20 protein-coding genes and 1 tRNA gene are annotated in these 26,711 nt (G+C 41.1%); 11 read left to right on the top strand and 10 right to left on the bottom strand.

Features of this window, described 5'->3' with window-relative positions:
* Positions 1-68: 68 nt before the first annotated feature.
* From V7K53_RS29005 to V7K53_RS28980, 6 genes are all read left to right on the top strand, one after another.
* Positions 69-224 (top strand): hypothetical protein, encoded by a 156-nt coding sequence (locus V7K53_RS29005; RefSeq protein WP_335200910.1) that lies wholly within the window; start codon positions 69-71, stop codon positions 222-224.
* A 74-nt stretch (positions 225-298) separates the two neighbouring features.
* Positions 299-1,771, top strand: a complete 1,473-nt coding sequence (gene glcD / locus V7K53_RS29000) for a glycolate oxidase subunit GlcD (RefSeq protein ID WP_335200909.1) — start codon at positions 299-301, stop codon at positions 1,769-1,771.
* Positions 1,772-2,030: 259 nt separating this feature from the next.
* Positions 2,031-3,269: a glycoside hydrolase family 10 protein gene (locus V7K53_RS28995; protein WP_335200908.1), complete on the top strand. Its 1,239-nt coding sequence runs from the start codon at positions 2,031-2,033 to the stop codon at positions 3,267-3,269.
* On the top strand, positions 3,269-3,832 hold the full coding sequence (locus V7K53_RS28990) for a hypothetical protein (protein WP_335200907.1): 564 nt from the start codon (positions 3,269-3,271) through the stop codon (positions 3,830-3,832). The genes V7K53_RS28995 and V7K53_RS28990 overlap by 1 nt, the downstream gene beginning before the upstream one ends.
* 350 nt (positions 3,833-4,182) lie before the next feature.
* A complete protein-coding gene (locus V7K53_RS28985; protein WP_335200906.1) occupies positions 4,183-6,432 on the top strand; it encodes a GAF domain-containing protein in 2,250 nt (749 codons plus the stop codon).
* Between the two features lie 62 nt (positions 6,433-6,494).
* Positions 6,495-6,566, top strand: a tRNA-Lys gene (locus V7K53_RS28980).
* 223 nt (positions 6,567-6,789) lie between these two features.
* On the opposite strand, the gene V7K53_RS28975 is transcribed toward V7K53_RS28980, so the two are convergent.
* The 6 genes from V7K53_RS28975 to petH form a co-directional block, all read right to left on the bottom strand.
* Entirely contained in the window at positions 6,790-7,731 is a 942-nt protein-coding gene (locus V7K53_RS28975) for a hypothetical protein (protein WP_335200905.1), read from the bottom strand.
* Positions 7,732-7,734: 3 nt separating this feature from the next.
* Positions 7,735-8,895: a DUF3696 domain-containing protein gene (locus V7K53_RS28970; protein ID WP_335200904.1), complete on the bottom strand. Its 1,161-nt coding sequence runs from the start codon at positions 8,893-8,895 to the stop codon at positions 7,735-7,737.
* Positions 8,892-10,007 (bottom strand): DUF262 domain-containing protein, encoded by a 1,116-nt coding sequence (locus tag V7K53_RS28965; RefSeq protein ID WP_335200903.1) that lies wholly within the window; start codon positions 10,005-10,007, stop codon positions 8,892-8,894. The genes V7K53_RS28970 and V7K53_RS28965 overlap by 4 nt, the downstream gene beginning before the upstream one ends.
* Positions 10,008-10,235: 228 nt before the next feature.
* Complete coding sequence (locus V7K53_RS28960) at positions 10,236-10,958, bottom strand: Uma2 family endonuclease (protein WP_335200902.1); 723 nt, start codon at positions 10,956-10,958, stop codon at positions 10,236-10,238.
* Between the two features lie 142 nt (positions 10,959-11,100).
* Positions 11,101-12,387 carry a homoserine dehydrogenase gene (locus tag V7K53_RS28955; protein WP_335200900.1) on the bottom strand — a complete coding sequence of 429 codons (1,287 nt, stop codon included), beginning with the start codon at positions 12,385-12,387 and terminating at the stop codon, positions 11,101-11,103.
* Between the two features lie 142 nt (positions 12,388-12,529).
* On the bottom strand, positions 12,530-13,876 hold the full coding sequence (petH, locus tag V7K53_RS28950) for a ferredoxin--NADP reductase (RefSeq protein WP_335200911.1): 1,347 nt from the start codon (positions 13,874-13,876) through the stop codon (positions 12,530-12,532).
* Positions 13,877-15,292: 1,416 nt separating this feature from the next.
* Here petH and V7K53_RS28945 point away from each other — a divergent pair.
* From V7K53_RS28945 to V7K53_RS28930, 4 genes are all read left to right on the top strand, one after another.
* Entirely contained in the window at positions 15,293-16,297 is a 1,005-nt protein-coding gene (locus tag V7K53_RS28945; RefSeq protein WP_194044767.1) for a phosphoribulokinase, read from the top strand.
* A 261-nt stretch (positions 16,298-16,558) separates the two neighbouring features.
* Positions 16,559-17,833: a methionine adenosyltransferase gene (metK, locus tag V7K53_RS28940; RefSeq protein WP_335200899.1), complete on the top strand. Its 1,275-nt coding sequence runs from the start codon at positions 16,559-16,561 to the stop codon at positions 17,831-17,833.
* Between the two features lie 216 nt (positions 17,834-18,049).
* Positions 18,050-18,349: a histidine kinase dimerization/phospho-acceptor domain-containing protein gene (locus V7K53_RS28935; RefSeq protein WP_335200898.1), complete on the top strand. Its 300-nt coding sequence runs from the start codon at positions 18,050-18,052 to the stop codon at positions 18,347-18,349.
* Positions 18,350-18,412: 63 nt separating this feature from the next.
* Positions 18,413-19,426: a response regulator gene (locus V7K53_RS28930; protein ID WP_335200897.1), complete on the top strand. Its 1,014-nt coding sequence runs from the start codon at positions 18,413-18,415 to the stop codon at positions 19,424-19,426.
* A gap of 41 nt (positions 19,427-19,467) precedes the next feature.
* Here the strand turns inward: V7K53_RS28930 and V7K53_RS28925 are convergent, their stop codons facing one another.
* From V7K53_RS28925 to V7K53_RS28910, 4 genes are all read right to left on the bottom strand, one after another.
* Positions 19,468-20,652, bottom strand: a complete 1,185-nt coding sequence (locus V7K53_RS28925) for an anion transporter (RefSeq protein WP_335200896.1) — start codon at positions 20,650-20,652, stop codon at positions 19,468-19,470.
* Positions 20,653-20,778: 126 nt separating this feature from the next.
* The gene (locus tag V7K53_RS28920; protein ID WP_335200894.1) at positions 20,779-22,368 is read right to left on the bottom strand and encodes a B12-binding domain-containing radical SAM protein; all 1,590 of its coding nucleotides are present in this window, start codon (positions 22,366-22,368) and stop codon (positions 20,779-20,781) included.
* 721 nt (positions 22,369-23,089) lie between these two features.
* The gene (locus tag V7K53_RS28915; protein WP_335200893.1) at positions 23,090-23,623 is read right to left on the bottom strand and encodes a universal stress protein; all 534 of its coding nucleotides are present in this window, start codon (positions 23,621-23,623) and stop codon (positions 23,090-23,092) included.
* A 620-nt stretch (positions 23,624-24,243) separates the two neighbouring features.
* The gene (locus tag V7K53_RS28910) at positions 24,244-25,227 is read right to left on the bottom strand and encodes a CHAD domain-containing protein (protein ID WP_335200892.1); all 984 of its coding nucleotides are present in this window, start codon (positions 25,225-25,227) and stop codon (positions 24,244-24,246) included.
* 295 nt (positions 25,228-25,522) lie between these two features.
* On the opposite strand from V7K53_RS28910, the gene V7K53_RS28905 reads away from it, so the two are divergent.
* On the top strand, positions 25,523-26,590 hold the full coding sequence (locus V7K53_RS28905; RefSeq protein ID WP_335200891.1) for a DUF3616 domain-containing protein: 1,068 nt from the start codon (positions 25,523-25,525) through the stop codon (positions 26,588-26,590).
* Positions 26,591-26,711 lie beyond the last annotated feature (121 nt).

Below are 26,711 nucleotides of genomic sequence, written 5' to 3'. Positions count from 1 at the left end.
TGCGATTTCAATCTCAAAAGGACGGCTCATGAGTATTCAAATTTATCAAGTTTGCTTCCCTCTATTATATGCAGCTTCATATTAAATTGGTATTAAATGCATATCCTCCATTAATAAATACAAGTGATGTGATCGCCTTCGATACACCCATCCAAATTATTAGTCAAGATGAGTGCGATCGCGCTTACTCTACAACAAACGCGATCGCACTTACTCACTTTTGACTGCTATTCTTGCAACAATAGTAATTACACTTATACTAACCAGCCTATAACATCTACCTTGAACTTTAAAAACTATGCTTACCCAAGATAAAAAACAACGTAACTGGAAACCCATTCTCAAAGCATTCGAGGCTGTGCTTGGCAAAAATGGTGTGGTGCAACGCCGCGAAGAACTTATTACCTATGAATGCGATGGTTTAACTGGTTATCGCCAACGCCCTGCTGTGGTGGTGTTACCCAGAACTACAGAACAAGTTGCCCAAGTGGTGAAGATATGCAACCAATATTCTATACCCTTCATCGCACGCGGTTCTGGTACTGGTCTATCTGGCGGCGCTTTACCAGTAGAAAACTCTGTTTTAATTGTTACCTCATTAATGCGGCAAATCCTCAGCATTGATTTAGAAAATCAACGGACAGTTGTACAACCTGGGGTGATTAATAGTTGGGTAACACAAGCCGTTAGTGGTGCTGGATTTTACTACGCTCCTGACCCTTCGAGTCAAATTATCTGCTCTATTGGGGGTAACATTGCGGAAAATTCTGGTGGGGTACATTGTCTCAAATACGGTGTTACTACTAACCACGTTTTAGGATTAAAAATAGTCACGCCGGAAGGGGAAATTATCGATATAGGCGGACAAATCCCAGAAATGCCTGGTTATGATTTAACAGGTGTGTTTGTTGGTTCCGAAGGCACATTAGGAATTGCCACGGAAATTACTTTGCGAATTCTCAAAAGTGCAGAATCAATTTGTGTGCTATTGGCAGATTTTACTAGCATTGAAGCTGCCGGGGCAACTGTTTCTGACATCATCAGCGCCGGGATTATTCCTGGTGGTATGGAAATGATGGATAACTTCAGCATCAATGCAGTTGAAGATGTTGTAGCAACTAATTGTTATCCCCGCGATGCTACTGCTATTTTGCTAATAGAAATTGACGGTTTAGAAGTCGAAGTTGTAGGCAATAAGCAGCGAGTTACCGAAATTTGTAAAAAAAATGGTGCGCGAAATGTCACTTCTGCTACTGACCCAGAAACTCGTTTGAAATTATGGAAAGGACGTAAAGCGGCTTTTGCTGCTGCGGGGCATTTAAGTCCAGATTATTATGTGCAAGATGGTGTAATTCCCCGGACTCAGTTGCCTTATGTTTTACATGAAATTGAGGAATTAAGTAAACAATACGGTTATCGTGTTGCTAATGTATTTCATGCTGGTGACGGCAATCTTCATCCGCTAATTCTTTATGATAATTCTGTGTCTGGTGCATTAGAGCAAGTAGAAGAAATGGGTGGAAAAATTCTTAAACTTTGTGTTCAAGTCGGTGGTAGTATTTCTGGTGAACATGGCATCGGAGCAGAGAAAAGGTGCTATATGCCACAGATGTTTAGCCAAGTTGATTTAGAAACTATGCAATGGGTACGGCAAGTTTTTAATCCTAAAGGGTTAGCAAATCCTGAAAAGATATTCCCAACACCACGGACTTGTGGTGAAGCAGCAAATGCATCAGTACTCAAGCAATTTGAAGGTGTGGAAAGATTTTAAGAAGAAAGGAGTTAGGAGTTAGGAGTTAGGAGTTAGGAGTTAGGAGTTAGGAGTCATAATTTATCAGGTTTTGGTATTGTTAAGTAGATTCATGACCAAAATTTCCTCCGTATTGTTTCAACTATTCTGACCTCTAACTCCTGAGTTCTGAGTTCTGACTCCTGAATCCTGAATCATCATTTCTTTACATCATCCGGAGGATTACAACTTTATTTTGTAGTTATATATATATTCCGATCGCACTAGGTCACGCTTACAAATGAATCGGGTTGTTCGCCGTTGTGTTGCTTACTTGCTGTGTTTGGGATTAGTAGTCGCTTTAACAGGTTTTTTACCCTCTTCACTGCCAGTTTATTCCCAAAAAACTAGTCCTTTAACTACAGAAATTCGCGGCGTTTGGCTTACTAATGTTGCTAGTGGTGTACTATTTGTCCCTTGGGGTATTAACCGTGCCATAAATCAATTATCGACTCTCAACTTTAATACGATTTATCCTGTAGTTTGGAACCGAGGACATACTTTTTATAAGAGTACTGTAGCCAAAATAACTACAGGCTCAGAAATTCAACCTTTGCTTAACTTCATGCACGGTGGACAGGATGTTTTAGCAAAAATAGTAACACTTGCCAAAAATAAAGATTTGAGAGTCATTCCCTGGTTTGAATACGGATTCATGACGCCGCATTATTCACAATTAGCAAGGCGTTATCCCGACTGGTTGACAACTGGGCAAGAAGGTATTAACTCTATTCAAGATGCCCCACCAGAAGAAATCGACAATCTTTTAATAACTAAACAAGCTTGGTTGAATCCCTTACATCCACAAGTACAAGAGTTTATCCAAGGGTTAATTTTAGAAGTAGTCAGAGATTACGATGTCGATGGTATTCAGCTTGACGACCATTTTGGAATGCCTGTACAGTTCGGCTACGATCGCTTCACTATTGAACTCTACCAGCAAGAACATAAAGGTAAAAGTCCCCCTAATGACCCTTTTAACCCAGAATGGATGCGGTGGCGGGCAGATAAAATTACTGATTTCATGGCAGAAATCTATCAAGCTGTAAAGGCAGTTAAACCTAAAGTTAAAATATCTCTGTCTCCCAACTATCAAGCTTTTGCTTATAAATACTATTTGCAAGATTGGGAAAATTGGGTAAAAAAAGGTTTAGTTAATGAGTTAATTTTGCAGGTGTATCGAAATGACAAAAAGTCTTTTATCGCTCAACTAGAACTTCCATCGATAAAACTGGCTCAAAGTCTAATTCCTGTAGGTATTGGGATATCAACAGGAACGGTAGGTAATCCGGTGAAAATGGCACAAGTTAGAGAACAGGTTCAGGTAGTACGCGATCGCAATTTTGATGGTATCTCCTTTTTCTACTGGGAGAGTCTGTGGGGTTACATTGTACCGGAATCACCCCAACAGCGACGCAAAGGTTTTTTTGAGATGTTTAATGCAAAAACTGTCAGACTGTTACAAACAAAGAAACTTTGATGCCATTCGCGCCTAAAAATACCAGATTTGGCTTTACATTGCTGTGGACTTTAGCTACTCTTGGCGGATTTTTATTGAGTTTACTCTTAATTGAAGTCGGCGAAAAGCCAGATATTGGCGTGGTAGAGGCCGCTATCGGCGGATTTGCGATCGCACTTCCTCAAGGTTGTCTACTCAAACAACCTATATTTTGTATCAGGTGGATTTTGTCAAGTCTTTTGGGTTGGAGTATTATCACTGCGATCGGTATTGGTGCTGTGGGTTGGATTGTACCTAGCACTCAGATTCTTCCCGTGAGAATCTTGTCAGGGGCGGTTTATGGAGCTTTTGCCGGCTTGGGGATCGGATTGGCACAATGGTTAGCAATTCCCCAACCTGTAGCGTGGCGATGGATATTTGTCTCTGCGGCAAGTTGGGCTGTTGCTATCCCTGTGGGTTCTGCTGTCGGAACGATCTGGCGCTACTTAACCCAGTTATTTTTAGGTGAAGTCATCGGATTAGGCATCACTTGGCTGCTAGTTGGTATCCTCACGGGAATCAATGCTCACAAATTGCGATTGTAAGTTGCCACAGACGCGAGCGATCGCGTCTCTCTTCTTGTTAAGAATTATAACTTTAATTCATGTATACTGAAGTTTGCACTTAGATATATGCAAAAATTTTGAAAAACCGTTAAAAAATTTCAGTAAGTTTGCCCTAACCTGCAAATGTATTTTCACCTTCAAAAAGCAGGATTTTGTTAAGCTGACTCCTATTAGCTTTCCTAGATTTCTGACAAGAAGTAGAGAAAGATCAAAATTTCGATGAGCAACAGCTGACAATACTTTGCTATAGGCGCTAAAGTGCATCTACTACAAGCTTAACGACAAGAGAGCGCCTAGAAGAGTCAGTAATACAAGAGTGGGACTCTCGCATGAATATAAATCCAGTGGAATCAACTATGGAGTTGACAAAATTATCACCACCTGAAATTCTTTTCGGCACAGAAGTAGATGAAAAAAGTAGTAGCGAGCAGTTTCTACTCAGCATGTATGATTCTGTACAGGCATCAATATTTGTAATTGATGTTTTGGAGGATGGAGATTTTCAATATGTGGCCCTTAATCCCACTCATGAGCGGTGGATAGGGATTCGCTCAGACGATCTCCGGGGCAAAAAGCCAGAGGATATCCTCTCTGCTATTGATGCTGCAAAGGTGCGTCAACATTATGTGGACTGCGTGCAATTTGGCACAACTATTTCTTACGAACAATGTTTGCAATTCCAGGGAGTTCCCACTTGGTGGAGTACGACTCTCACCCCACTAAAGGATGCTAACTCCAAGGTTTATCGATTGATTGGTACTAGTACTAATATTACCCCTGTGAAGCAAGCAGAACAAGCAGTTGGACTCCAGATTGAACGAGAGCAACTGCTAGAAGCGATCGCTGGACGGATTCACCAATCTGTAGAATTAGAGACAATTCTGCATCAAACTACAATTGAACTGCGGCAATTTTTGAATTGCGATCGCGTGTTGATTTATCGTTTCGAGGCTAATGGCAGTGGAGTAATCATTGCCGAATCAACTGTAGCTGCTAGCGATCTCCTATTGGGCAAAAACATCACTGATCCCTGCTTCAGTGGCAAACATCTAGAATACTACGGACAAGGTTGCATTCAAGTTGTCGAAGATATTTATGCAGCCGGCTTGCATCCTTGCCATATAGATTTCCTTGCATCTTTGCAGATAAGAGCCAATCTCGTCGTACCGATTTTCCAAAAGCAAGATATGTGGGGGCTATTGATTGCCCAGAATTGCCGTGAATCGCGTCAATGGCAGCAAACAGAAACTGACTTACTCAAGCAGTTGGCAACTCAAATCGGCGTTGCAGTCCAACAGGCAGAACTTCATCAACAACTCCAGGATCTCAAAGCCAAGATGGAGTTACAGAAACAGAAGCACATCAGTCAGTTGCAGCAGGTGCGAAACTTTGAAGCCTTGGTGCGACGCATGACAGAACAAATCCGCGACAGTCTGGATCAAACTCAGGTATTGCAGACACTTACCCAGGAATTAGTAAAGTTACTAAACCTTGAGCGTTGCCAAATTGAACTCTACAGTACCTGTCAAACTCTAGTTACTATTGCTTACGAATACAGTATTAATTTACCCCAGTGTCAAGGATCAACCAAACAGATTGCAGACCATCTTGAAGTTTATCAGCCGCTGTTGCAAAAACAACCATTGCAATTTTTGGAAATTGTACCGGGATGGGAACCAAAGTTGCTAGTTATGTCCCAGATGGCTTGTCCAATTTTTGATACTCAAGGGATTTTGGGAAATATTTGGTTGACAAGACCATCACAAGAGGCTTTTGATGAATTTGAAATTGAGCTAATGCAGCAGGTAGCAAATGAATGTGCGATCGCCATTCGTCAAGCCCAGCTTTACAAACAAAACCAAGCACAGGTAAAAGAACTAGAAAAAAGCGATCGGCTCAAAAACCAATTTCTCAGAACTCTATCCCAAGAACTGCGGACACCAATAACCAGCATCAGCCTTGCAGTCCAAACTCTCGAAAGTGTCCTCACACCAGCAGAAATATCAGAGATAGAAATAGTGCCGCAACTCTTGCAGATTCTGCATAACGAGTGTGGGCGAGAAAGCAAGTTAATTAACGACCTACTCACACTCACATATCTCGAAGCCGAACCCGATCCTCCAACCTTGATTGCCATTGACTTTCAAAGCTGGCTTCACCCGATTATCGAGTCTTTTCGAGACCTCACTATCTGCCAGCGACAGCAGTTAAACCTGACTGTAGATCGGGCGCTGCCGCCTTTGGAGACAGATATCACTGATTTGGAGCGGATTGTCACCGAACTGCTCAACCATGCCTGCAAATACACCCCAGCCGGGGAAGCGATCGCAGTCTCTGCTCAGTCGATCGGGGATGCAGTCGAGCTTAATATTACCAATTCGGGAATAGAGCTTACCAGCAATGAACTCTCGCGGATTTTTGAACCTTTCTATCACCTTTCCAAACACGATCCTTGGAAACATAGCGGCACGGGGCTGGAATTGGCATTAGTGCAGAAAATGGTCAGACATTTAGGCGGCTCGATTTATGTAGAGAGTGCAGCAGGTCAAACCACCTTCACCGTCAAATTCCCCTTTTAATTCGTTTTTTGGGTGCGGTACTAGCTAAATTCTCAAAGTTGTGCTATGATTGTTATTCGTGTGGGTGACTAGCTCAACGGTAGAGCAGTAGACTCTTAATCTATTGGTTGCGGGTTCGATTCCCTCGTCACCCACTTTCTTCAGCCCTTCAAAATTTACCCTTGCCTAAATGGATCTTGTGCCAATCTCCGAAATCCCCTATTTTCGGGGATAAATACTTATAAGGCTTTGACTAATTTAAATAAAAACCTATTGCCTCCTAGCATTCCAGTGGACACGCTCACTTTGCCTACTAGACGCTTAAAATGTGACAGTTTAGCAAGCGTAGACAATCGCTTTTTCTAATTAGCTTTAAGATTATTGGATTTTTGGTCCAATGTACCCAATGAGAATTTTAGCTGGCCCTAATTCTTCAGAAAAATGAAGCCGCCAAGCCCCTGCACCAGTCATTCTTAGGTGGAAACTAAAAATACGATGCACATTATCAGGACACTTAAAGGTTAGTTTCGGCTTTAATTTTTGAAGTCTAGAGTCACTTTCTGGAGTCGCTTTACTAGGAATAAGGTCTAAATTAAAAGCTCCATCTGTCCAAGTTTGACAGTAGTTTTCTAGTTCAAACAACTTTCTAACAACCTGTCTTAGCATTGGATCACCATTACCAAGATTTTGTATTTGTTGATTAACACTTTCACAAAAGAGCAGGGAGGGAAATAAATCTTCTCTGCGATTCCATAAATCTAGTCCGTCACGAACTCCTGTTCTCAGACGCTCCTGTATCCAAGCAATACGTTCCTGTACATGCTCTTTACTACTGGCGTGAACAACTGCTACTGTATCCGAATTCAAGTTTTCACTGTCTTCTAACCAAGTAACTTCCAGAACAATACTATTAGATTTCCATTTCGATTCTGATCTGATGCTTAAAGCAAGAGATTCAAGCAAATAAGCAATACCAAGACCAGCACTGGTTTCTCCCTGACAGCAAAAATCAGATAGTATATTTCTATTTTCAATCTCAGAATTCTGAATATCTGCTAGATAAGGAGTCTTTGCTGCTGTGAGAATAAATCGCATATCATCCCTATCTATACTTGGATCTCGAAGCCAATCAGATAAAGAATAATTATTCGCTAGTACACTAGCATAAAACTCACTATGCGTGCGAATTATTGGCTTTACACCTCTTTCCGCAGCTTCTCTTGCTGTAGCAATCAGGTCTAACATCCTTTGTTTAGCTGTTTGAATATTATCAGCAGGAATTCGCATGGACAGCTCATTAAACACCATCTCCAAGTCCATGCGTTAAATATCCCTTGGTTTGAGTAAGGTGATTAAATTCTTTTCCCATTCATCAAAGAAGCCATCAGGCCAATTATCAATTCTGCCGTTGCGGTCAATCCGTGGTGAAACTACCTCAGTAAATGCTTCTCCTTGTTTTTCTTGACGCTGGAAATAGTGCAACTGGACATCTTCTGGCTCAAGTTTTCCGCCATGAACTGCAAGCCGAATTCCGTTTAAAACATGATCGCTATGAGTTTCTATCACCACTTGAACACCACAACTAGCAGCCAGTGCTAACAATTCACCCATTTTTGTCTGTCCTCTAGGATGAAGATGAGCCTCTGGGTTTTCAACTAGAATTAGTGTATCAGGTTCGGAAGCGAGTACAGCTACTATGATTGGTAAAGTGTAGGTAATTCCGAAGCCAACATTAGTTGCACGGTAAGGGTTGCTATCTCCATACCCGCATTGCAAATTTATCAAATCTATATCTGGATTTGATTTTATCCCTATACGTGTACCTGGGCTAATTTCTCCCATCCATGCTTCTACTTGATCTTTTAAAGCTAGTGATTTTTCCTCTGGATCGTCGTCTTGTGGCTGTGAACTTTTCACATTAGGATGACTTAATTTTTGATGAGCAATAATTCTATTCTCATTGACTGCAAGAAAATGTAATGTATATTCACATCTAGCGCCTAGTGTTCCAAGTAATTGAACTTTGTCATATGACATTTGATTAAATGCTCTTGGCCCTATACGTTCTGCCTCAATGTAATGAAAATTTTGATTAAAAAGACTGGATAAGTGATATACCTGCTCATCTACATACTCCGAAGTCAGGTATAAAAAATTAGCTCCTACATCTTCTTCTTCATTTTTAAATTTCCATACACTTTTTGTGCCATTTTTCCAAAGTATTTCAAATACTAGTTGTTCTTGTTTAGATGCACCTTCAAAAATCGCATCTTTAGCTGTGCCAATATTAATTAAATCTCCATTAAGTACCAAGCCTTTTTCTGACAGTAAACCTTTTTGATAAGATTGCCTTAATAATAATAATGCTTGTAAAACAGAAGACTTACCAGTACTGTTAAGTCCAGATAAAAATGTAAGTGGTCTAAATGTAAGGGGTTGATTTTGAAAAGGCTTAAAATTTGTGAGTGTTAGGGAATCAATCATAGAAGTACTTCCTGAATTATTTTTTCTATAGTACTAAATCTATACTGTACTTTCTCGGCAGCCTGAGATATAGATTCTAAAAAATATTTGTCATTGTCTATATATGTCTTGAGTATATTAATCAATTTTTCTTTTCTATCTATTAAAATTTGTATTTGATCGTCACTCAATTTACTCAAAAGTACTGACCAAGATTCAAAGAGAGCTTTATTTATAGGAAACTGTCTTTTCTGAGAATTAGATATTTTCCGAAATGCATCTTTACCAAAGATGTCCCAGTTCGCTATAATTGCTTTTTTAAAATTATTTTCAATGTTATGTAGCTCCGTTTCAGAGAGTTTATTTGTCTTAGATAGTGCTTTCCTTAAAAAAGTATCTCTGTTGTCGGCATAATCTTTATAAGGAGTCAACGTAAAGGCTAAAAAGCCTAGTATAAATTCACGATCATCCATACGCATTATCCGCTCATTTCCAAGTTTAACTACCTGTTTAAATTTTGGATATGCAGCAAGTTTAGTTAAAAATTTTGTTCCCTTACCAGGATTAAGAGCATGGCGTAATTCTTGAGGAGATAAAGCAAGCCCTCCTGTGTTAATGCGTTTGAAAATATTATATTTAATTTCTGGAGGTGTGCCTTTTTCGATCAAATATACTGTTAGTTGAGTTTCTTCAAGGCGGCGTTGGTATCTGCGATCAATTTCATCGTAGGTTTTACCTTCCAAATTTGTAAGATATTCTAATCCAGATAGTTTGAGTTTTTTATCAAGAATAAAGCGCTTTAGTGCAAATAGACGCTGTAATCCATCGACTACTAACCATTTATCTTCATTAGTAGCATCTATATAAAATGCTGGTATGGGGATGCGGATAATAATAGATTCTATAAGCCTGCTTTGGGCATCTTCTTTCCATATATCCGCATGACGTTGGAAATCAGGTGCTAAATCAAGGGCTTCTTCATTGATTCTTTTTAGCAATAACTCTATTGTTGGTTCCCTAGTTACAATGTTAATTTTATCGGGATCATACTGGAAAGTAACTTTTTCCTCTTGTTCTTCTTCTAAAGTTTCTTCATCAGCTAATTCTGCATTGTAGTTACTCAAATTTGTCACAGCGCTTACTCCTTAGTATTTACACTTGTTTGTTCTCACTCAGTTATTAGTGATGCTTGGTGTTACTACATCAGCAAATGGGGCTTTTTAACTGGCGTACTTCAATCCTACTATCTCGCAAAATGACAGAGACGCAAAATTTCGCGCCTATACGTCACTAGTCTATTACTTGTTTACGTTCCCCAGGCAAATCAAAAATTGTCGCGATCGCACCCTTAAAGCAAATACTTAAACTTCTGGTTCAATACCGAGCGATCGCAATTGAGCAGCCAAGCGATCGGCTTTTTGTCTTTCCTGTTCGGCTCTTTCCTCACCAGTCAACAACAAATTACCCTGCAAATCCCACCAACGCAGCCAGGGCAATTGAGCATTTTGATATTCTCCTTGCCATAAACCTAACTCAACTCCCAGGCGGGTAATTGGGTAATGTCCGCGTTCATTTGCTGTTAATAACTGATATTGTCCACCAATTAATTCATAAACTTCTATACTGGCTTTATTCACTTCGTAGATGCCATAAAAGGACGGATGAATTACTTGTTCATAAATCCAGAATTTGCCCTGCCAAGGGGTTTTATCTCGTTCTTCACTACCATCCCCAGAAACAAATTCTAAGGCAATTAAGGGGGCAATAAATTCTCGCCACAGTACATAAGACCTCCGCGTTTGTCCATCGAGCAAGGGCGGTACATTTCCTACATAAAACCAATCTGGTGCTTCTGCACCTCGTTCTGGCGGATCTGTCAAACGCCAGTAAATACCTAAGTCCTGACCTATACAATATTGACCTTCAGGATGTAATTTTTTAAGGATAGGTGTAATCGAGTCAGTGAGTAAGATGCTTTGGGGATGCTCTTGCCAATTTTTCACGAAAGTACCGTCTGACTCTGGTAGCTGTGTATGGTCAGGGAAAGGAGTGAGTGCGGTGGATGGATCGGTTGCAGAGGTCATAGGTATAGCCTCGCGCTGGGGTGAAGTTTATTTTTTAGTTTAGCTTGCGTAGTTAACCAAGTTTTACTCGCAGCTAAGAATCCTTTGGGGTAATTAAATAATTGGAGCAAAGCAAGTTGACGAGCTTCACTCCCGACTAATCTTAAAGTACACGCAGTAAGCTGGGAATGCTTTCGATCGCTTCTAAATTCTGAATTTCTGCCAAAGCTTGCCTAAAATTGCCTTCTGGCACATCATGGGTAACAACCACAATCTCTGCTAGTTCCCCTTGAAAGCCTGTTTGGACAACTGACTCCAAGCTAACGCCATAGTTGCCAAAGCAAGTACCCAATTTACCGATAACTCCGGGTTGGTCATTGGTGAGGAAACGGGCGTAAAATCGAGTTATCAATTCTGCCATCGGCGCAATTTGGCAGTATTCCTGATGTCCACAAGTTAATAAGGGATTTGCAACTGCTGTATTGGTTTTGAGGACAGCAACTAAATTCAAAATATCCGATGTGACAGCACTGGCGGTTGCACCAGCACCAGCACCGGGGCCAAAAAACATTACTTGCCCTATAGGTTCTCCTTCGACAAGAATGGCATTGTAAACGCCGTTGATGCTAGCCAAAGGGTGGGCTTGAGGCACTAAAGTAGGATGAACTCTTACGGAAAGGGGAGATGAGGGAGTATCACGTTTAGCGATCGCTAATAATTTAATCACAAATCCCAATTTTTCGGCGTAGGCAATATCTGTTTTGCTCACTTGCCGAATCCCTTCAGTATAAACATCTTGTAAGTTGATGCGTCCACCAAAGCCTAATGATGCCAGGATGGCAATTTTATCAGCTGCGTCTAAGCCATCTACATCGGCTGTGGGGTCAGCCTCAGCATAACCCAAGCGCTGGGCATCAGCTAAAACATCGTTGAAGTTGCTGCCCTCTGTTTGCATCCGCGTCAGGATGTAGTTAGTTGTACCGTTAACGATACCCGTTACAGTATGAATTCGGTTAACACTTAAAGATTGCTTTAGAGGTTGAATCACGGGAATACCACCACCCACAGCCGCTTCTAGCATCACGTATACGCCTGCTTGATTGGCAGTGGTAAAAATTTCTGCTCCGAAGCGGGCGATCGCTGCTTTATTGGCTGTGACTACATGCTTACCATTATTTAAAGCTTTGAGAATGAGCGATCGCGCCGGCTCCAATCCACCCATTACCTCGACAACTATGTCTATTGCCGGATCGTTGACAATAGATTCCAAATCTGTAGTTAAAACTTCTGTAGATAATTCTACTGTACGGGGTTTATCTAGCGATCGCACTCCCACCCGATAAATTTCTATCTCTTGCAACAATGGGTGACGCCCAGCGCTATCTTGCAACAACTGCACTGTTCCCGTTCCCACGGTGCCTAATCCCAGTATTCCTAGTTTCACACCCATTTTGCACCCAATTTCACCAATAACAATTGTAGGTAGAGCGTTTGCCCTACCTACTGATTATCCTGCTTCCTTTGTCATTTGTCCTTTGTCCTTCGTCCTTTGTCTAAAACTAATGACCAATGACCAATGACTAATGACCAAATTAGTAAGTTTCTACGTGCCAGCGATGAGCTTTCTTGAGTTGCTTCTGGTAATCACTCCAGGTTACGCCTTCCTTAGCAGCAGCAGTAGTTAAGGCTGCATCAATACCTTCTTCCATACCTCGCAAACCGCAGATGTATGTGTGGGTTTTTTCATTTTTAATCAACTGCCACAATTCATCAGCATGTTCTGCTACGCGGTCTTGGATGTACATTCTACCGCCTTGAGGATTTTTTTGTTCCCGGCTAATGGCAGCAGTGAGGCGGAAGTTATCAGGATATTTTTGTTGAATTTCTTCCAGTTCTTCCTTATATAAGAGGTTTGGAGTTGTCGGCACACCAAATATTAGCCAAGAGAATCCTTTAAATTGGTATTCTGGGTTAGCTGCTCTTTCCGCATCTTTAAACTGACGCCATAGATAAGCCCGCATCGGGGCAATACCTGTTCCAGTTGCCAACATAATGACATTAGCTTCAGGATCATCGGGTAACAACATTTCCTTACCCACAGGCCCTGTAATTTTTATCTCTTCTCCTGGCTTGAGGAAACACAGGTGCGTAGAGCAAACACCGTAGACTGTTTCGCCAGTTTCTGGGTGCTTGTATTCTAATTGGCGGACGCACAGTGATACTGTCTTATCATCCACATCATCGCCATGACGAGTTGAGGCGATGGAATAGAGTCTAAGTTTTTCTGGCTTGCCGTTCTTGTCTAATCCTGGTGGGATAATCCCAATACTTTGACCTTCTATATACTTCAAATCCCCGGCGGAAAGGTCAAATTTAAGGTGTTGAACAATACCAATACCACCTTCTTTGACTAGCGGTTCGTTAGATATTACCTTGCCAATAAACGGAGCATTGGGACGGTAAGTGTTAACAGGAACGTCACCGTGGTCTTTTTTGGCTTTCGCTTGAGTCATGGTGTTGCCTTTCTTGTCCTTGTTCTTGAGCTGTTCTTCAGCTGATGATTTAGCGAAACCTTTGGTTTCACTATGAGCATTTACAGGTGTGGCTTTACCATTCCCTTCACTGTTAGCAGTTTCCCCAGATGTAGCTAACTCGCTGACAACGCTTGTAGCACTCCCAAATGAGGCTTTACCATTAACTGGCTCTAGCGCAGTTACAGGCTGGATGCTAACAATTGTGCCGCCTAGACGAGTGATACGTCGCATTTCTTGATTCATGCGGTTGTAAGGCACTCTGATGAACACACTGCCACTTTTCCGAATTGGGTAGTTAGTTTGATCGGTTTCTTCACTCTGACGCAAACCCACTACTTCATAAAGGAAGATGCGGCTACCTAATTCTATGTTGGCAGCACCCTCAACAGCACCTTGATTGTACATTCGTTCTACCACTCCGATAATTTACTTAACCGTTTTTCAAAAAAAACTATTCCCATCCCATGCCAGCTTTAGTTTACCGGATTTTCGTTTCACAAAACTGGCCCTGAAGGAAAAACGGCATCATTAAATTAATGCCTTGCTAAGTACACTCACCAAAGACATGCAGGCATAGCAAAAAACACACCTGTTCACCTTCTAAGGTAAAGGATAAGTCTTGTGGAGAATGTTAATAATGAATCAATTTAATCTTTTTTTCGTTAACTATCGCCCCATCAGGGAGATAGCTTTTTACCTTAGTACCCAACGAGCAACTCACAATGGCAGATGTTCTTAGAGGGCTGCTTTGCTCGGTGTAAGCTACCGCTCAGTTTACCTTTCAAAGCTGCCTTTGCGCTTGCTTACTCCAGGGGTTTCAATCGGAGAATGCCACGAGAGGAAGGTTTTCTTGCGATTGGTTTTACTTCTCCAAATCTACTACTTTTATGGAATATTGTTAGCTATCTTCATTACCTGTCTATGAAAAACTACATAACTAAGACAACTCCAGCTACAAACATCACGAGATAGACAATCATAATTCAAGCAACTGTAATTAGTTTCACTTGATGTGAAAAATCTGTCAACCTTCTATCAGTACTTTGCCATAACGTCAACGCTTCTATATGGGTATATCCATAAATTTACAGCCAATAATTTGAGTCATGCAAGTTGTTTCCTCATTCGTTGGATAGATTTTTACTTTGAATATTAAGTATTGTCGAGCAGGAATTACAATTTAGGAACATTATAAAATTTCCGGCAATCATAAATTATACCTTATAGTCTTGATTCTATAGAGTTACAAGTAGCAGACTGATAAAGGTGCAACGCTGATAAACAGTGCTGATCCCCATTTTTAAATTAACAACTAAATTAACAAAAAAATGATTAAGGAACCACGCTAATTCTTCTTGACAGCAATCTTGTATGGGATACCCCCTTCTGTTAAAATCAAATATATCACTAGGATTAAATACTTACCGGCACCAACATTCAGGCTAGTCCGACGAGTAGCAACTTAAAAGAGTAGGCAGGAGGCAAAGGACAGATCGCGCAGCGTGTCGTAGACAAGGCAGGAGGAAAGAAGTATGAATGAATTTTTTTTATTTCTAGGTCAAAAGCCCAGTTTAAAAATAAGAATTGTATTGAGCCAAAAGTGCCTCGGGATTCAAGGCATCTACAGCTTAAGTCCCACGCTTTTAAACGTGGGTTACTCCTGCCTCCTGCCTCCTGATTACTTTGTTGTCTACCCGCTTGGTGTCTTATAGATGTGCTAGGTAGCAAGAACGCAGGATAAACCAAAGGGGTAAACTCCTAGCTTCAGAATCTGCTGTGTGAAAAATTATTGACACAACTTTAGTATTTTAGAGGAGATTTATGACAAGTAAGCCGGAACGCGTGGTACTGATTGGAGTAGCCGGAGACTCTGGTTGCGGTAAATCTACGTTTTTGCGTCGTTTGATCGATTTGTTTGGTGAAGATTTAATGACAGTCATCTGCTTGGATGATTATCACTCCTTGGATCGCAAACAGCGCAAAGAAACGGGGATAACGGCGCTAGACCCCAGGGCGAACAATTTTGACCTGATGTATGAGCAAATTAAAGCGCTCAAAAGTGGTCAAGCGATTGATAAGCCGATTTATAACCACGAAACCGGCTTGATCGATCCGCCAGAGCGGATAGAGCCGAATCACATTATAGTTGTTGAAGGGCTGCATCCTTTATATGATGAGCGGGTGCGATCGCTAATCGACTTCAGTGTTTATTTTGACATTAGCGATGAGGTCAAAATTGCCTGGAAAATCCAGCGAGATATGGCTGAACGCGGTCATCGCTACGAAGATGTGTTAGCGCAAATTAATTCCCGAAAACCTGACTTTGATAAATTTATCGAACCACAAAGAGAATTTGCTGATGTGGTTCTCCAGGTATTGCCCACAAACTTGATCAAAAACGACACCGAACGTAGAGTCTTACGGGTACGTATGCTCCAGCGGGAAGGTAAGGAAGGCTTCGATCCAACCTACTTATTTGATGAAGGGTCAACAATCAATTGGACTCCCTGTGGACGCAAGCTGACCTGTTCTTATCCTGGTATGCAACTGTACTACGGTTCAGATGTTTACTACGGCCGCTATGTCTCAGTACTAGAGGTGGATGGTCAATTTGACAACTTGGAAGAAGTCATTTATATCGAAACCCATCTCAGCAATACATCCACAAAGTATCAGGGTGAATTGACTCACTTGTTACTCCAGCACCGCGAGTATCCAGGTTCCAATAATGGAACTGGTTTCTTCCAAGTGCTTACAGGTTTGAAGATGCGTGCTGCTTATGAGCGGTTGACAGCTACGGAAGCAAAGTTAGCGATTCAGGTTTAAAGCAGCAGTGTTTGTGTCAAAGCTTGTGGGGGCGCTTCCGGGTACCCCCTTTTTTTGTGTTATTAAATACATTTTAGCTAAAAAGTAATTAGCATACATTTATCTTACTTACGGATATTTACCTTATAGTTAGTGGTTTTTATCAATATCAAGAAGATACTAACGACTGAAGTATAAATATTGTTATGATTTCAGAAATTAGTAGTTAAACTAAATACTCACATTTAGTTAACGAAAAAACTCTCGATGGAGGAATTTCCTTTGTCTCGTCGATATCTATTTACCTCTGAGTCAGTCACCGAAGGTCATCCAGATAAAATCTGCGATCAGATTTCTGATACCATTCTGGATGCCCTCTTGACACAAGACCCTAGCAGTCGTGTCGCCGCTGAAGTCGTAGTTAATACTGGTTTGGTGCTAATCACTGGTGAAATAACCACCAAAGCTAATGTAAATTTCGTCAATCTCGCCCGAAAAAAAATTGCCGAAATTGGTTATACCAATGCTGACAATGGCTTTTCTGCTAACAGCACCAGCGTTCTGCTAGCTATAGACGAACAATCACCCGATATTGCCCAAGGGGTTAACACCGCCCAAGAAACCCGCCAGCAAGATAGTGATGAGCTATTCGATAAAATTGGTGCGGGCGATCAAGGTATAATGTTTGGTTTTGCCAGCAACGAAACACCAGAACTGATGCCCTTGCCCATCAGTCTAGCTCACCGCATTGCTCGCCGATTGGCAGCAGTCCGTAAAACAGGTGAACTGTCATACCTGCGTCCTGACGGTAAAACCCAAGTAACTGTGGTCTACGAAGATGGACGCCCCGTAGGTATTGATACGATTCTAATTTCCACCCAGCATACAGCCAGTATTGGGGAAATTACGGATGAGGCGGCGGTACAAGCCAAAATTAAACAAGACCTCTGGTCAGCAGTAGTCGAACCTGTTTTTGGTGACATTGACGTTAAACCTAATGAGGAAACACGTTTTTTAGTCAACCCCACTGGCAAATTTGTCGTTGGTGGCCCTCAAGGAGACTCTGGTCTGACAGGACGGAAAATAATCGTTGATACCTACGGTGGCTATTCACGACATGGTGGCGGTGCTTTTTCTGGCAAAGACCCCACGAAGGTAGACCGTTCTGCTGCTTATGCGGCTCGCTATGTAGCGAAAAATATTGTCGCCGCTGGGTTGGCAGAAAAAGTTGAAATCCAGCTATCTTATGCTATAGGTGTAGCACGACCAACCAGCATTCTAGTGGATACCTTTGGTACTGGCAAAGTGGATGAAGAAACCTTACTGGAATTAATCAACAAACACTTTGAACTCCGTCCAGCAGGGATTATCCATACCTTCAACTTACGCAACTTACCAAGTGAACGAGGCGGACGTTTTTATCAGGACGTCGCGGCTTACGGTCATTTTGGGCGGGCTGATTTAGACTTGCCTTGGGAACAGACCGATAAAGCCGAATTGTTGAAGCAAGCAGCGAATGAGTCACTTTCAGCAGTAGTTGCTCAGGCACTGACTTAGACTTATAGGCTACTACAAAAACTTAGTTTATCTACGTGAGGGTATTGGCAACTTAACAAGTTAGCAATACCCTCATTTTTTGCTAGCCACCTGAATATCCAAAAGTAAAACTACTACTTTGTCAAGCTAAACGCCCCAACAGCAGATTCATCTGTTGCAAAGATTTTTGTCAATCAAAAAGTTTTAAGTGTTTTCGTAGTTTTAGGAATTTTAGTCGTGGGAGTTTGGACTTTTTATATTGCCTTACAACTACAGTGGGGAGTGCAGCGACTCCAGCAAAGTATTAAAACAATGGAAGAGGATAAAGCTTCACTAATTCCTCCCCTCCCCGCAGAAATGGGACTTTTGGGAACTGCAATTAATAGTATGCAATATCACCGCCAAGAGTTAGAGCAGCGCTTACACCGTGTTGAGCGCTTGGCTTCTCTGGGACAACTAGTAGCAGGGGTAGCTCATGAAGTCCGCAATCCCCTAGCTAGTATGCGCCTCAACTTGCAATATACAGAACGACAATAAAAAAAGCAGAGAATTACAACTTTACCGATTGCTAGTTTACTAGAACAAGTAGACCGTTTAGAGATGCTGGTGCGACGGCTATTGTATTTTGACCAAAATCAGCAAGAAGAAATGGTAACTACTTCCCTAGAAGCGATCGCTTTTGAATCAGTTTCTCTATTACGTCTCAAAGCCGAAGAACAGGGAGTAACGCTTTTTTATCGCTCTGCTGCTGAACCTTTGCCCCAAGTACCACTACGCTGCCGAGAGTTAGGACAGGTGATGGTTAACTTAATCTTAAATGCCATCCAACCAAGTTCACTAGAAAGTGAAGTTGAGGTAGGTGTAAGCCAAGAGCAAGACTACTTAGTGACTTGGGTAAAAGATACTGGCGCAGGTTTAGCACCAGAAGAACGCGATCGCATTTTCGATCCTTTTTATTCCACAAAACCTCAAGGAACAGGTTTAGGTTTAGCAATTAGCCACGAGATTGTCACCCGACATGGAGGGCATATTGATTTGAAATCTCAACCGGGTTGCACCGTTTTTAGCATTTACTTACGAAGAATCACAACGATGGCTAAGATTTTGATTATTGATGATGAAAAAGCTTTGCGTCAAGCGATGGCGCAGATTTTAAAAGATGAAGGTCACGACGTAATAGAGGCGGGAGACGGAGAACAAGGACTGAAGATAATTCAACAAGATGCTACATCTCGTCCTGACTTGGTATTTCTAGATTTAAAAATGCTCAAAACTCAGGGTAGTGCTGTTTTAAAAGCTTTAGGTAGTAAGACTTTATTTGAACTGCCAGTAATTGTGATGACAGCTTACGGGACAAGTCGTACAGCGATTGAAGCTATGCAATTGGGAGCCTATGATTACTTAACTAAACCCTTCGATTTAGAAGATTTAGTCAACTTGGCGCAAAAAGCTTTAGCTCATTCCCAAGCATCAGCCGAGCAAATTGGTGAAGCAAATACCCAAACCCTCGGACAGCCAGAAGAACTGTTGGGGCGATCGCCTAAAGTTGAGCCTTTGAACCTGAACGTTGGGCCTTTTAGCCTCGAAGTTGCACCTTTGAGCCTGAAATTTTAAGTTTGATTGTTGACAAATGACAAATGACCAATGACAAATAACTAAATCCAAGCATAAGCTAGGATGAGAGTCACGACAGTTAGCGGTAAACCAAAACGTAGATGTTCCCAGAATGACAACTGATAACCAAGTTTTGCAACAGCCTCAGCAACAATTAAGTTAGCAACTGAACCTAACAAAGTTAGATTACCTGCTAAGGTAGATCCTGCTGCTAATAGTAACCAGGTTTTGGTGTCTGGATGAGAAATTAAATGTTGTAGTAACAATACGGCTGGAACATTAGAAACTAAATTTGAAAGCAGAGCAGTAATTCCTAATATGTTCAGAGGAGTATAAACTAAACCACTAAATAAATTCAATATTCCTAATTTTTCTACTCCAGCAGTCACAACAAATAGTCCAGAGAACATCACCAGTAAATCCCAATCTACTTTATTTAAAACTCGTTGCGGTTTGATTCGCCTAGTAATGAACAGTAAACCAGCAGCTATGAGTGTTGCTTGGGCTGGAGGTATCCCAATTAAAAATGCAATTAATAGTCCTCCTGTTATCAATAGGCTTTTAGTAAGCAACGGTTTAAATATGCGGTAACGCACGGGGGTTACACTGGGACAAGACTTAGTAGAACGGACATCAGGATACAGCCACCACAATAACCCAATTTGGATTAACAAACTTACTAATGCAATGGGAGTCAATGCTTTCGCAAAATCGAGATAGCTGATACCAGAGAAAGAACCAATCAGAATATTTTGCGGATTACCACTTAAAGTAGCCACTGAACCTAGATTAGTTGCTCCCGCCAAGGCAAGTAAGTAAGGAATCGGATTGAGGTTCAAAGTTTGGGTTAAACCGAGAACCAAAGGAGTCAAAATTAGAGCGATGGTATCGTTCAGAAAAAAAGCGGAAAGAATTCCACTGCCGAAAGTTAAAACAATTAGCAAACCCAAAGGGCTACGAGTAAAGTGTGTAACTGTATCAAGGGTTAGTTGAAAAAAACCAGCGTAAGCTAAGTTTGTGCTGATTACCATCATGCCAAACAGGAAAATCAGCGTTTTATAGTCTATAGCTTGCCATGCTTCTTTAAGGTCTAATACTCCGAAAGCCATCAGCAAAGATGCACCAACTAAAGCAATACTGGCTCGGTTCATCCGCAAACCAGGGAGATATCCTAAACCCAAACCGATATAAGTCAGTCCAATGATGATGTATCTGAAAACAATCATGATTTTGCTAGATGCTTGTGACCTGATGCTTTTCAATCCACACCAAGAAATAATCATTATTTCTTGGTGTGATTTGGAAGGCTGAAAGAGGCATTTAATGGAAGTCTGAAACCCTTACTCTAAATGCTATGAGTATACTTCCATAACTTCTGCTTCCGGTTTTACCCTAGCTTCTGCTGCTAGAAATTCAGCCACTTGCGCCTCAATTTCATCCCGGACAATTTGGCGATATTCCAAGAAATGCTCAATTTGGGCACAAACAGCTAAATAGCTACTCACCCCACCCGGATTATGCTGATACATACTCCACAAGTTGCGCCAGAATTGCCAGCGTGTCTGACGACGTACACCTTGACGCCAGCAAATAATCAGAAACGCTCGGAGTACTTTCCAGTTCAATGGTTTCTTGGCAGCTTTGCCCTTTTTCGGGTAGGTTGCTTCGCCCAAAAGCCTAAAATGTTTGTATGTACGCTCCAAAAACCGCTCTGGCTCATACAAATCACAGAAAGCCTGCACATATTCACAAGCGATGTCTTCTAATGGTCGAGTTGGGACAAAGTTCATCAACGTCGTTTGGTTGATGTTGGCAGATTTATTACGGAGTCGTCCTTCCTTTTCTAATCTATGCCAAAGGGCTGTATCTGGAAGGGCTTGCAGCATACTAAATAAGGCTGTGGGGATTGCCGTTTGCTCAACAAACTTGACAATTCGTGCGCCGGCTCCTATTTTCTCGCCATCAAACCCAATGATAAAGCCTGCCATGACTCGCAGCCCGGAGCGGGTAATTTTATTCACTGCTTCACTGAGTGAATCTCTGGTATTCTGGTATTTCTGCGTGAAAGTGAGACTTTCTTCATCAGGGGTTTCAATTCCAAGAAAAACGGCTCCAAAATTACACGCTACCATCAAATCCATCAGCTCTTGATCTTGGGCTAAATCAACTGAAGCCTCTGTGGCAAAGGAAAAGGGATAGTTATGTTCTACCATCCAGGGCAGAAGGGACTTCAAAAATAATTTCACATTCCGCTTATTACCGATGAAGTTGTCATCCACCATAAAAATACTGCGTCGCCAACCCAGTTTATAGAGATAATCAAGTTCTGCTAAGAGTTGCTCTGGGTTTTTGGTGCGGGGTTTGCGACCGTATAGCACAATAATGTCGCAAAATTCACACTGAAAAGGACATCCACGGGAAAATTGTACTGACATCTCTGCATAAGCTTCAAACTCTAGCAAATCAAAGCGAGGTGTTGGAGTGTTGGTGACATCTGGTTTTTCCCCGCCAGAACGAAAAATACCTGTGCGATCGCCCCGTGCGATCGCTGCTACAAATAAGGGTAGGGTAATTTCCCCCTCGTCTAATATCAAATAATCTGCCCCGGCGGATGTCATTTCATTCGGTAGCGCTGTTGGAAAAGGCCCACCCACAGCGACTTGCTTACCTCTCTGCTTTGCTTCCAATATTTGAGAGAGCAAATCCTCTTTTTGCACAATCATCGCCGACATAATCACCAAATCTGCCCAAGCCCATTCTGCTTCTGTACAGACGCGAACATTTCGATCTACTAGCTTGAAATTCCATTCTTGCGGTAAAATCGCCGCTACAGTCACTAAGCCTAAAGGCGGTAACATTGCTTTACGGTCTAATAAAGCCAGTGTCTTTTCAAAAGACCAAAAACTTTTTGGAAAGCGGGGGTATAGAAGTAAAACGTTCATATTTGATGTTTATAAACCTTGATTTTCGTTGCTAGTTGAGTTCATGTCAAACTAAACCAGTCGTGATAACACATTAGAGGAGCTTCTATATCCACTAGCTGTAACTTCTACTATGACTGATTTAGACAAAGCAATATCTTGTTAGGGCGATTATTCCTGTTTTTAGAGAAATTGCTCAATCAGTTTGAGGAGTGCGATGTCTACGACGAGCAACTCTTGGATAGGCTACACCAAGACCTACGTAATTTCCGAAAATCCTCAAATATAGATGGTTAAAGGATTTACTTAGAAAGACTAGAACTTGTGGGACGGTTATAAACCAATACAGTTCAGAATTGCGATAAAACCCAGATGTAGAGACGCGATTTATCGCGTATTGAATGAAGCGTCTTGAAACAGCAATTATTTACACCAATAACCCCTAACCCAAGCGTATTGGGTTATAAACAAGTAGCAGTTCAATACTTGTTCTTTTTGTAACTTGGCAAATTGGCAACTCTCAGAAAATTAACTGTGTTATTTTCAATACTATACAAGGTGTATTTGCACTTTCAAGCTATTTAGACGGGCTGCAACCCGTCTTTTTTATCCCTGGATCATTTTAAAATCTCTTTAAATCTCGTTTTCGGGTAGAACTGAAAATGCTCTTTCAGGAGGCAGCAGCGCACTAATCGGCATTCCCAGCCAGGAGACTGGGAACGAGGTAAGACATTGCCATGAATTAGCTGCCCGTGGAAGCGATCGCGCTTTCTTTTACAACTTCAGCTTTTTTGTCATCAATAGGAAGTTGCACAACATAGACTGAACAAGGAGCATGGTGAAGAACGTAATTACTGACACTGCCGAGCAATAGTTCCGCTAGACCAGAGTGACCTCGACGCCCAATGACAATGAGATCGGCATCCCAATTCCCAGCTAAGTCACAAATAACTCGACTAGGACTGCCAGGGATTTGCCTAAATTCAGCGTTCACAGCCGCTGTATTTGCTTGAGCGCAGAACGATTGCAACATCTCCACACCTTGATTTTTCCATTTTTCCCACTCCTGTATGTGAGACTCTGAGACTTGGTTCCACATTCCTGGATAGTAGTCAAAAGTAGACACTGGTATATAAGGACTACCTTCTTCTTCAGTAGATAAAACGTGTAGCAGGAATAAACTAGCTCCAGTCATCTTAGCTAAAGCAATGCCTTGTTCAAAAATATGTTTGCCCATCTCAGAGCAATCCAATGCAAGCAGAATTTTTTTAAACATATATACCTCTAATACTTAGACTAGGTGAGTTTTTTCAGATCCTCATCTTAATATTCAGGTATAGGGAAATAATTTGAGAAACTTGTGAGGAATGCAAAAGAGCATACAACACTTTATATTAGACCTCTTGCAAAAATATGTTTTTGCACTCTTAGGGAAAAGGGTAAAGGTTAAAGGGAAAGGATTTTGAGTTTCTTTACCCTTTCCCCCTTACCCTTTCCCCCGACTTTTGCAAGAAGTCTATTACATTTTGAAGTGCCTAACGTGGGTTAAAGCACAATACGGTTCAGTTAAGGATAATTGTAGGTTGGGTTGAACGAAGTGAAACCCAACAAATGCCCGTAAATGTTGGGTTTCGTTCCTCAACCCAACCTACGCAAATTTATTTTTCTGGCTTAACTGAACCGTATTGTTTTAAAGCATGGAGTTAGATGATTACCGATATTACTATTAACCATATATGAACTAGTAACAGAGCCATTCTCGATGGCTCTGTTAGAGCAGGATTGTTTAGAAGTAAATTGAGTAGTGAACCAGTTTCTTTACCCTTTTCCCCGACAAATGCCAAGAAGTCTAATTTTCTCTTCGTTAGTCCAATCCTTTCTCAATCAAAAGTAATTTTAACTGATTACTCCTGAAAGTGGGTGCAGTATTGTTAAATGAAAACTATGTCTGGTTTCAGTTTTCAGATACCGTTCTTGCAAAGGTTGCCACTGTTGCCATGACTGGTAACGATTTTCAGTTAATAAATTAGCAAGAGTGGGCAACTCAGTGTGAATTTCTGACTTATATACATCTCCAAGCCAGTCAGTTAAAACGGCACTATCTTGCATCGTACCCAAAATTTCTTGGATATTTTTCACTTCTGTAATATAAGCTTCGTAAGACTCGCCATATAAGTCAGTAAATAACTCCATTTGATAGCGTATACGTTTAGCTTCTTTTCGCAAACTATGAAGAATTTCACCTTCTGTTGTTAATTGTTTTTCTATCTTTTTTGGTTTCCAGTTTTTCTGGATCTTCACTTCTGACTCTACAATTTCAGTCCCAACTAGCCAACCTGGATGCAGAAAGAAGTTACTCACTTCTGGTAAAAGCAAGTCTGGTAGTACTTGCTGAATGGCAATAGATGCCAAAGGTTGATAAGTAGGTTTCTCTAACCACTTATCTAATGCATCTTTTAAAGACTTGTAAGATTCATCATTTAATGTTTTCTGCACACTCGATTCTACATCTTCACGTTGTTTCGCCAAAGCTGTAAAAGCTGTTTGTAGAGATTCTTGTTCTTTACGAGGTAAGTTTGGTTTATAAGTGTTTTCCAAACTTTCTTTGAGTACGTCTAAATCTCGCAGATTACCAAGACGACGGGCTATTTTACCAATATTTTTATCGCTGACTGGTTTCGACAGATCCACTGCTAGTCCAAACCGAGTTACCGCTGTCCGTAGGCGGCGCATTCCCACTCGCATTTGGTGCAGCGCTTCTGGATCTTCATCTTTCTTTACTGATTTTTCCCACTTCAAGGTTTTCTTAAAGTGTTTTTCAATCGCTTGGTAGGCGTAGTCACCGAGAGTTTTTACTGTAGGTTGTGTAGCTAATTTCATAATGGGTCTGAATGATTACCTCATGAGGTTATTGCATAATAACAATATTATTTAGAATTTTACATCTACTTTTGATATTTTTTATGCAAACAGGATTGTCGGATATGCTTATAACTATTGATAGTTACATCCTATTTTATAAATATGCAATATCTGTCAAAGGTCAAAGTTTTACAAGCATTTTATCCCGTAAAGTTGATATGAGATATAGTTTTAAGAATAAAATTTTACGATAATCAAATCATATATTATAATAGCATGGCTAGCATATTTGTAAATATCAATATAATTTAAAATGCCAAAATTACATTTACTAAATCAAGTTTTATTGACTTTTGTAGATTCTTTTAAGGAACATAGAGAAGACTTATCAGCAGTGCTGCTAACACATCAGAAGTATTTATGGTTAGGGTCAGATGAAACCTCTACTCTTGAGCGTTTATCTTTGATTGATACTGATAAATTTACAGATCATCAACAATTTCGAGTAGTAGAATTTATCAGTTTACCTGCACCAGAAGAGGAAGAAATTGATATAGAAGGACTGGCTTATGCTGATAATTACTTATGGTTTGTTGGTTCTCACAGCTACAAACGCAAAAAATTAAAACCTGAAAATACAGATGCCAAAAACTTTAAAAGGCTCGGAAAAATTGAATCAGAACCTAACCGTTACGTCTTAGGACGGATTCCTCTAATAGACGGTAAGCTATTCTCATCTTGTCCACACCCCCAAAAGCCAGACGTGCAATTGAATGCCGCTAAATTAGAGGTTACGAATCAGGGTAACTTGCTGATGACAGCTTTAGCAAATGATGCCCATTTAGGCTTGTTTATTCAAGCAGCAATTCCCGGAAAGGATAATGGCTTTGATATTGAAGGAATAGGCATTTATCAAAACCGCGTCTTTCTGGGTTTGCGCGGGCCTGTATTGCGGGGTTGGGCTGTGGTGCTGGAAATAGAGTTAGAAAATTCTACCCCTGGACTGATGAAACTAAAGCAAATTGGGGAATTGCAGGAGTTATATAAAAAGCATTTTATCTGGTTGAATGGTTTGGGAATTCGGGATTTGTATGTAGATGATAAAGATTTGTTGATTTTAGCCGGGCCAACGATGGATTTAGATGGCCCCGTGCAAGTTTATCGCTGGGTAAATGGTGTGAATTTGCGAGAAAATGTCTTCAGCAATCCCGATTTTGTGCAAGATATTCCTTATGGGAATCGGGAAGAACACGCTGAAGGAATGACGCTGTTTCAGGATGTAACTGGCGTACCTTCGCTATTGGTAGTTTATGACTCTCCAGCAAAAAGTAGGCTGGTGGGTGATGATAGTGTAATGGCGGATGTGTTTAAGTTGGGCTAACTTCGATCTTGGTTTTAGGATTTTAGATTAGACTTCTTGCAAAAGTCGGGGTAAAGGGTAAGGGGGAAAGGGTAAAGAAACTCAAAATCCTTTCCCTTTAACCTTTACCCTTTTCCCTAAG

Origin of the sequence: Nostoc sp. (assembly GCF_036917355.1) — a bacterium.
Taxonomy (GTDB): domain Bacteria; phylum Cyanobacteriota; class Cyanobacteriia; order Cyanobacteriales; family Nostocaceae; genus Nostoc.
Note: the sequence above shows the minus strand (reverse complement) of the source record. Positions and strands in the feature narration are given on the sequence as shown.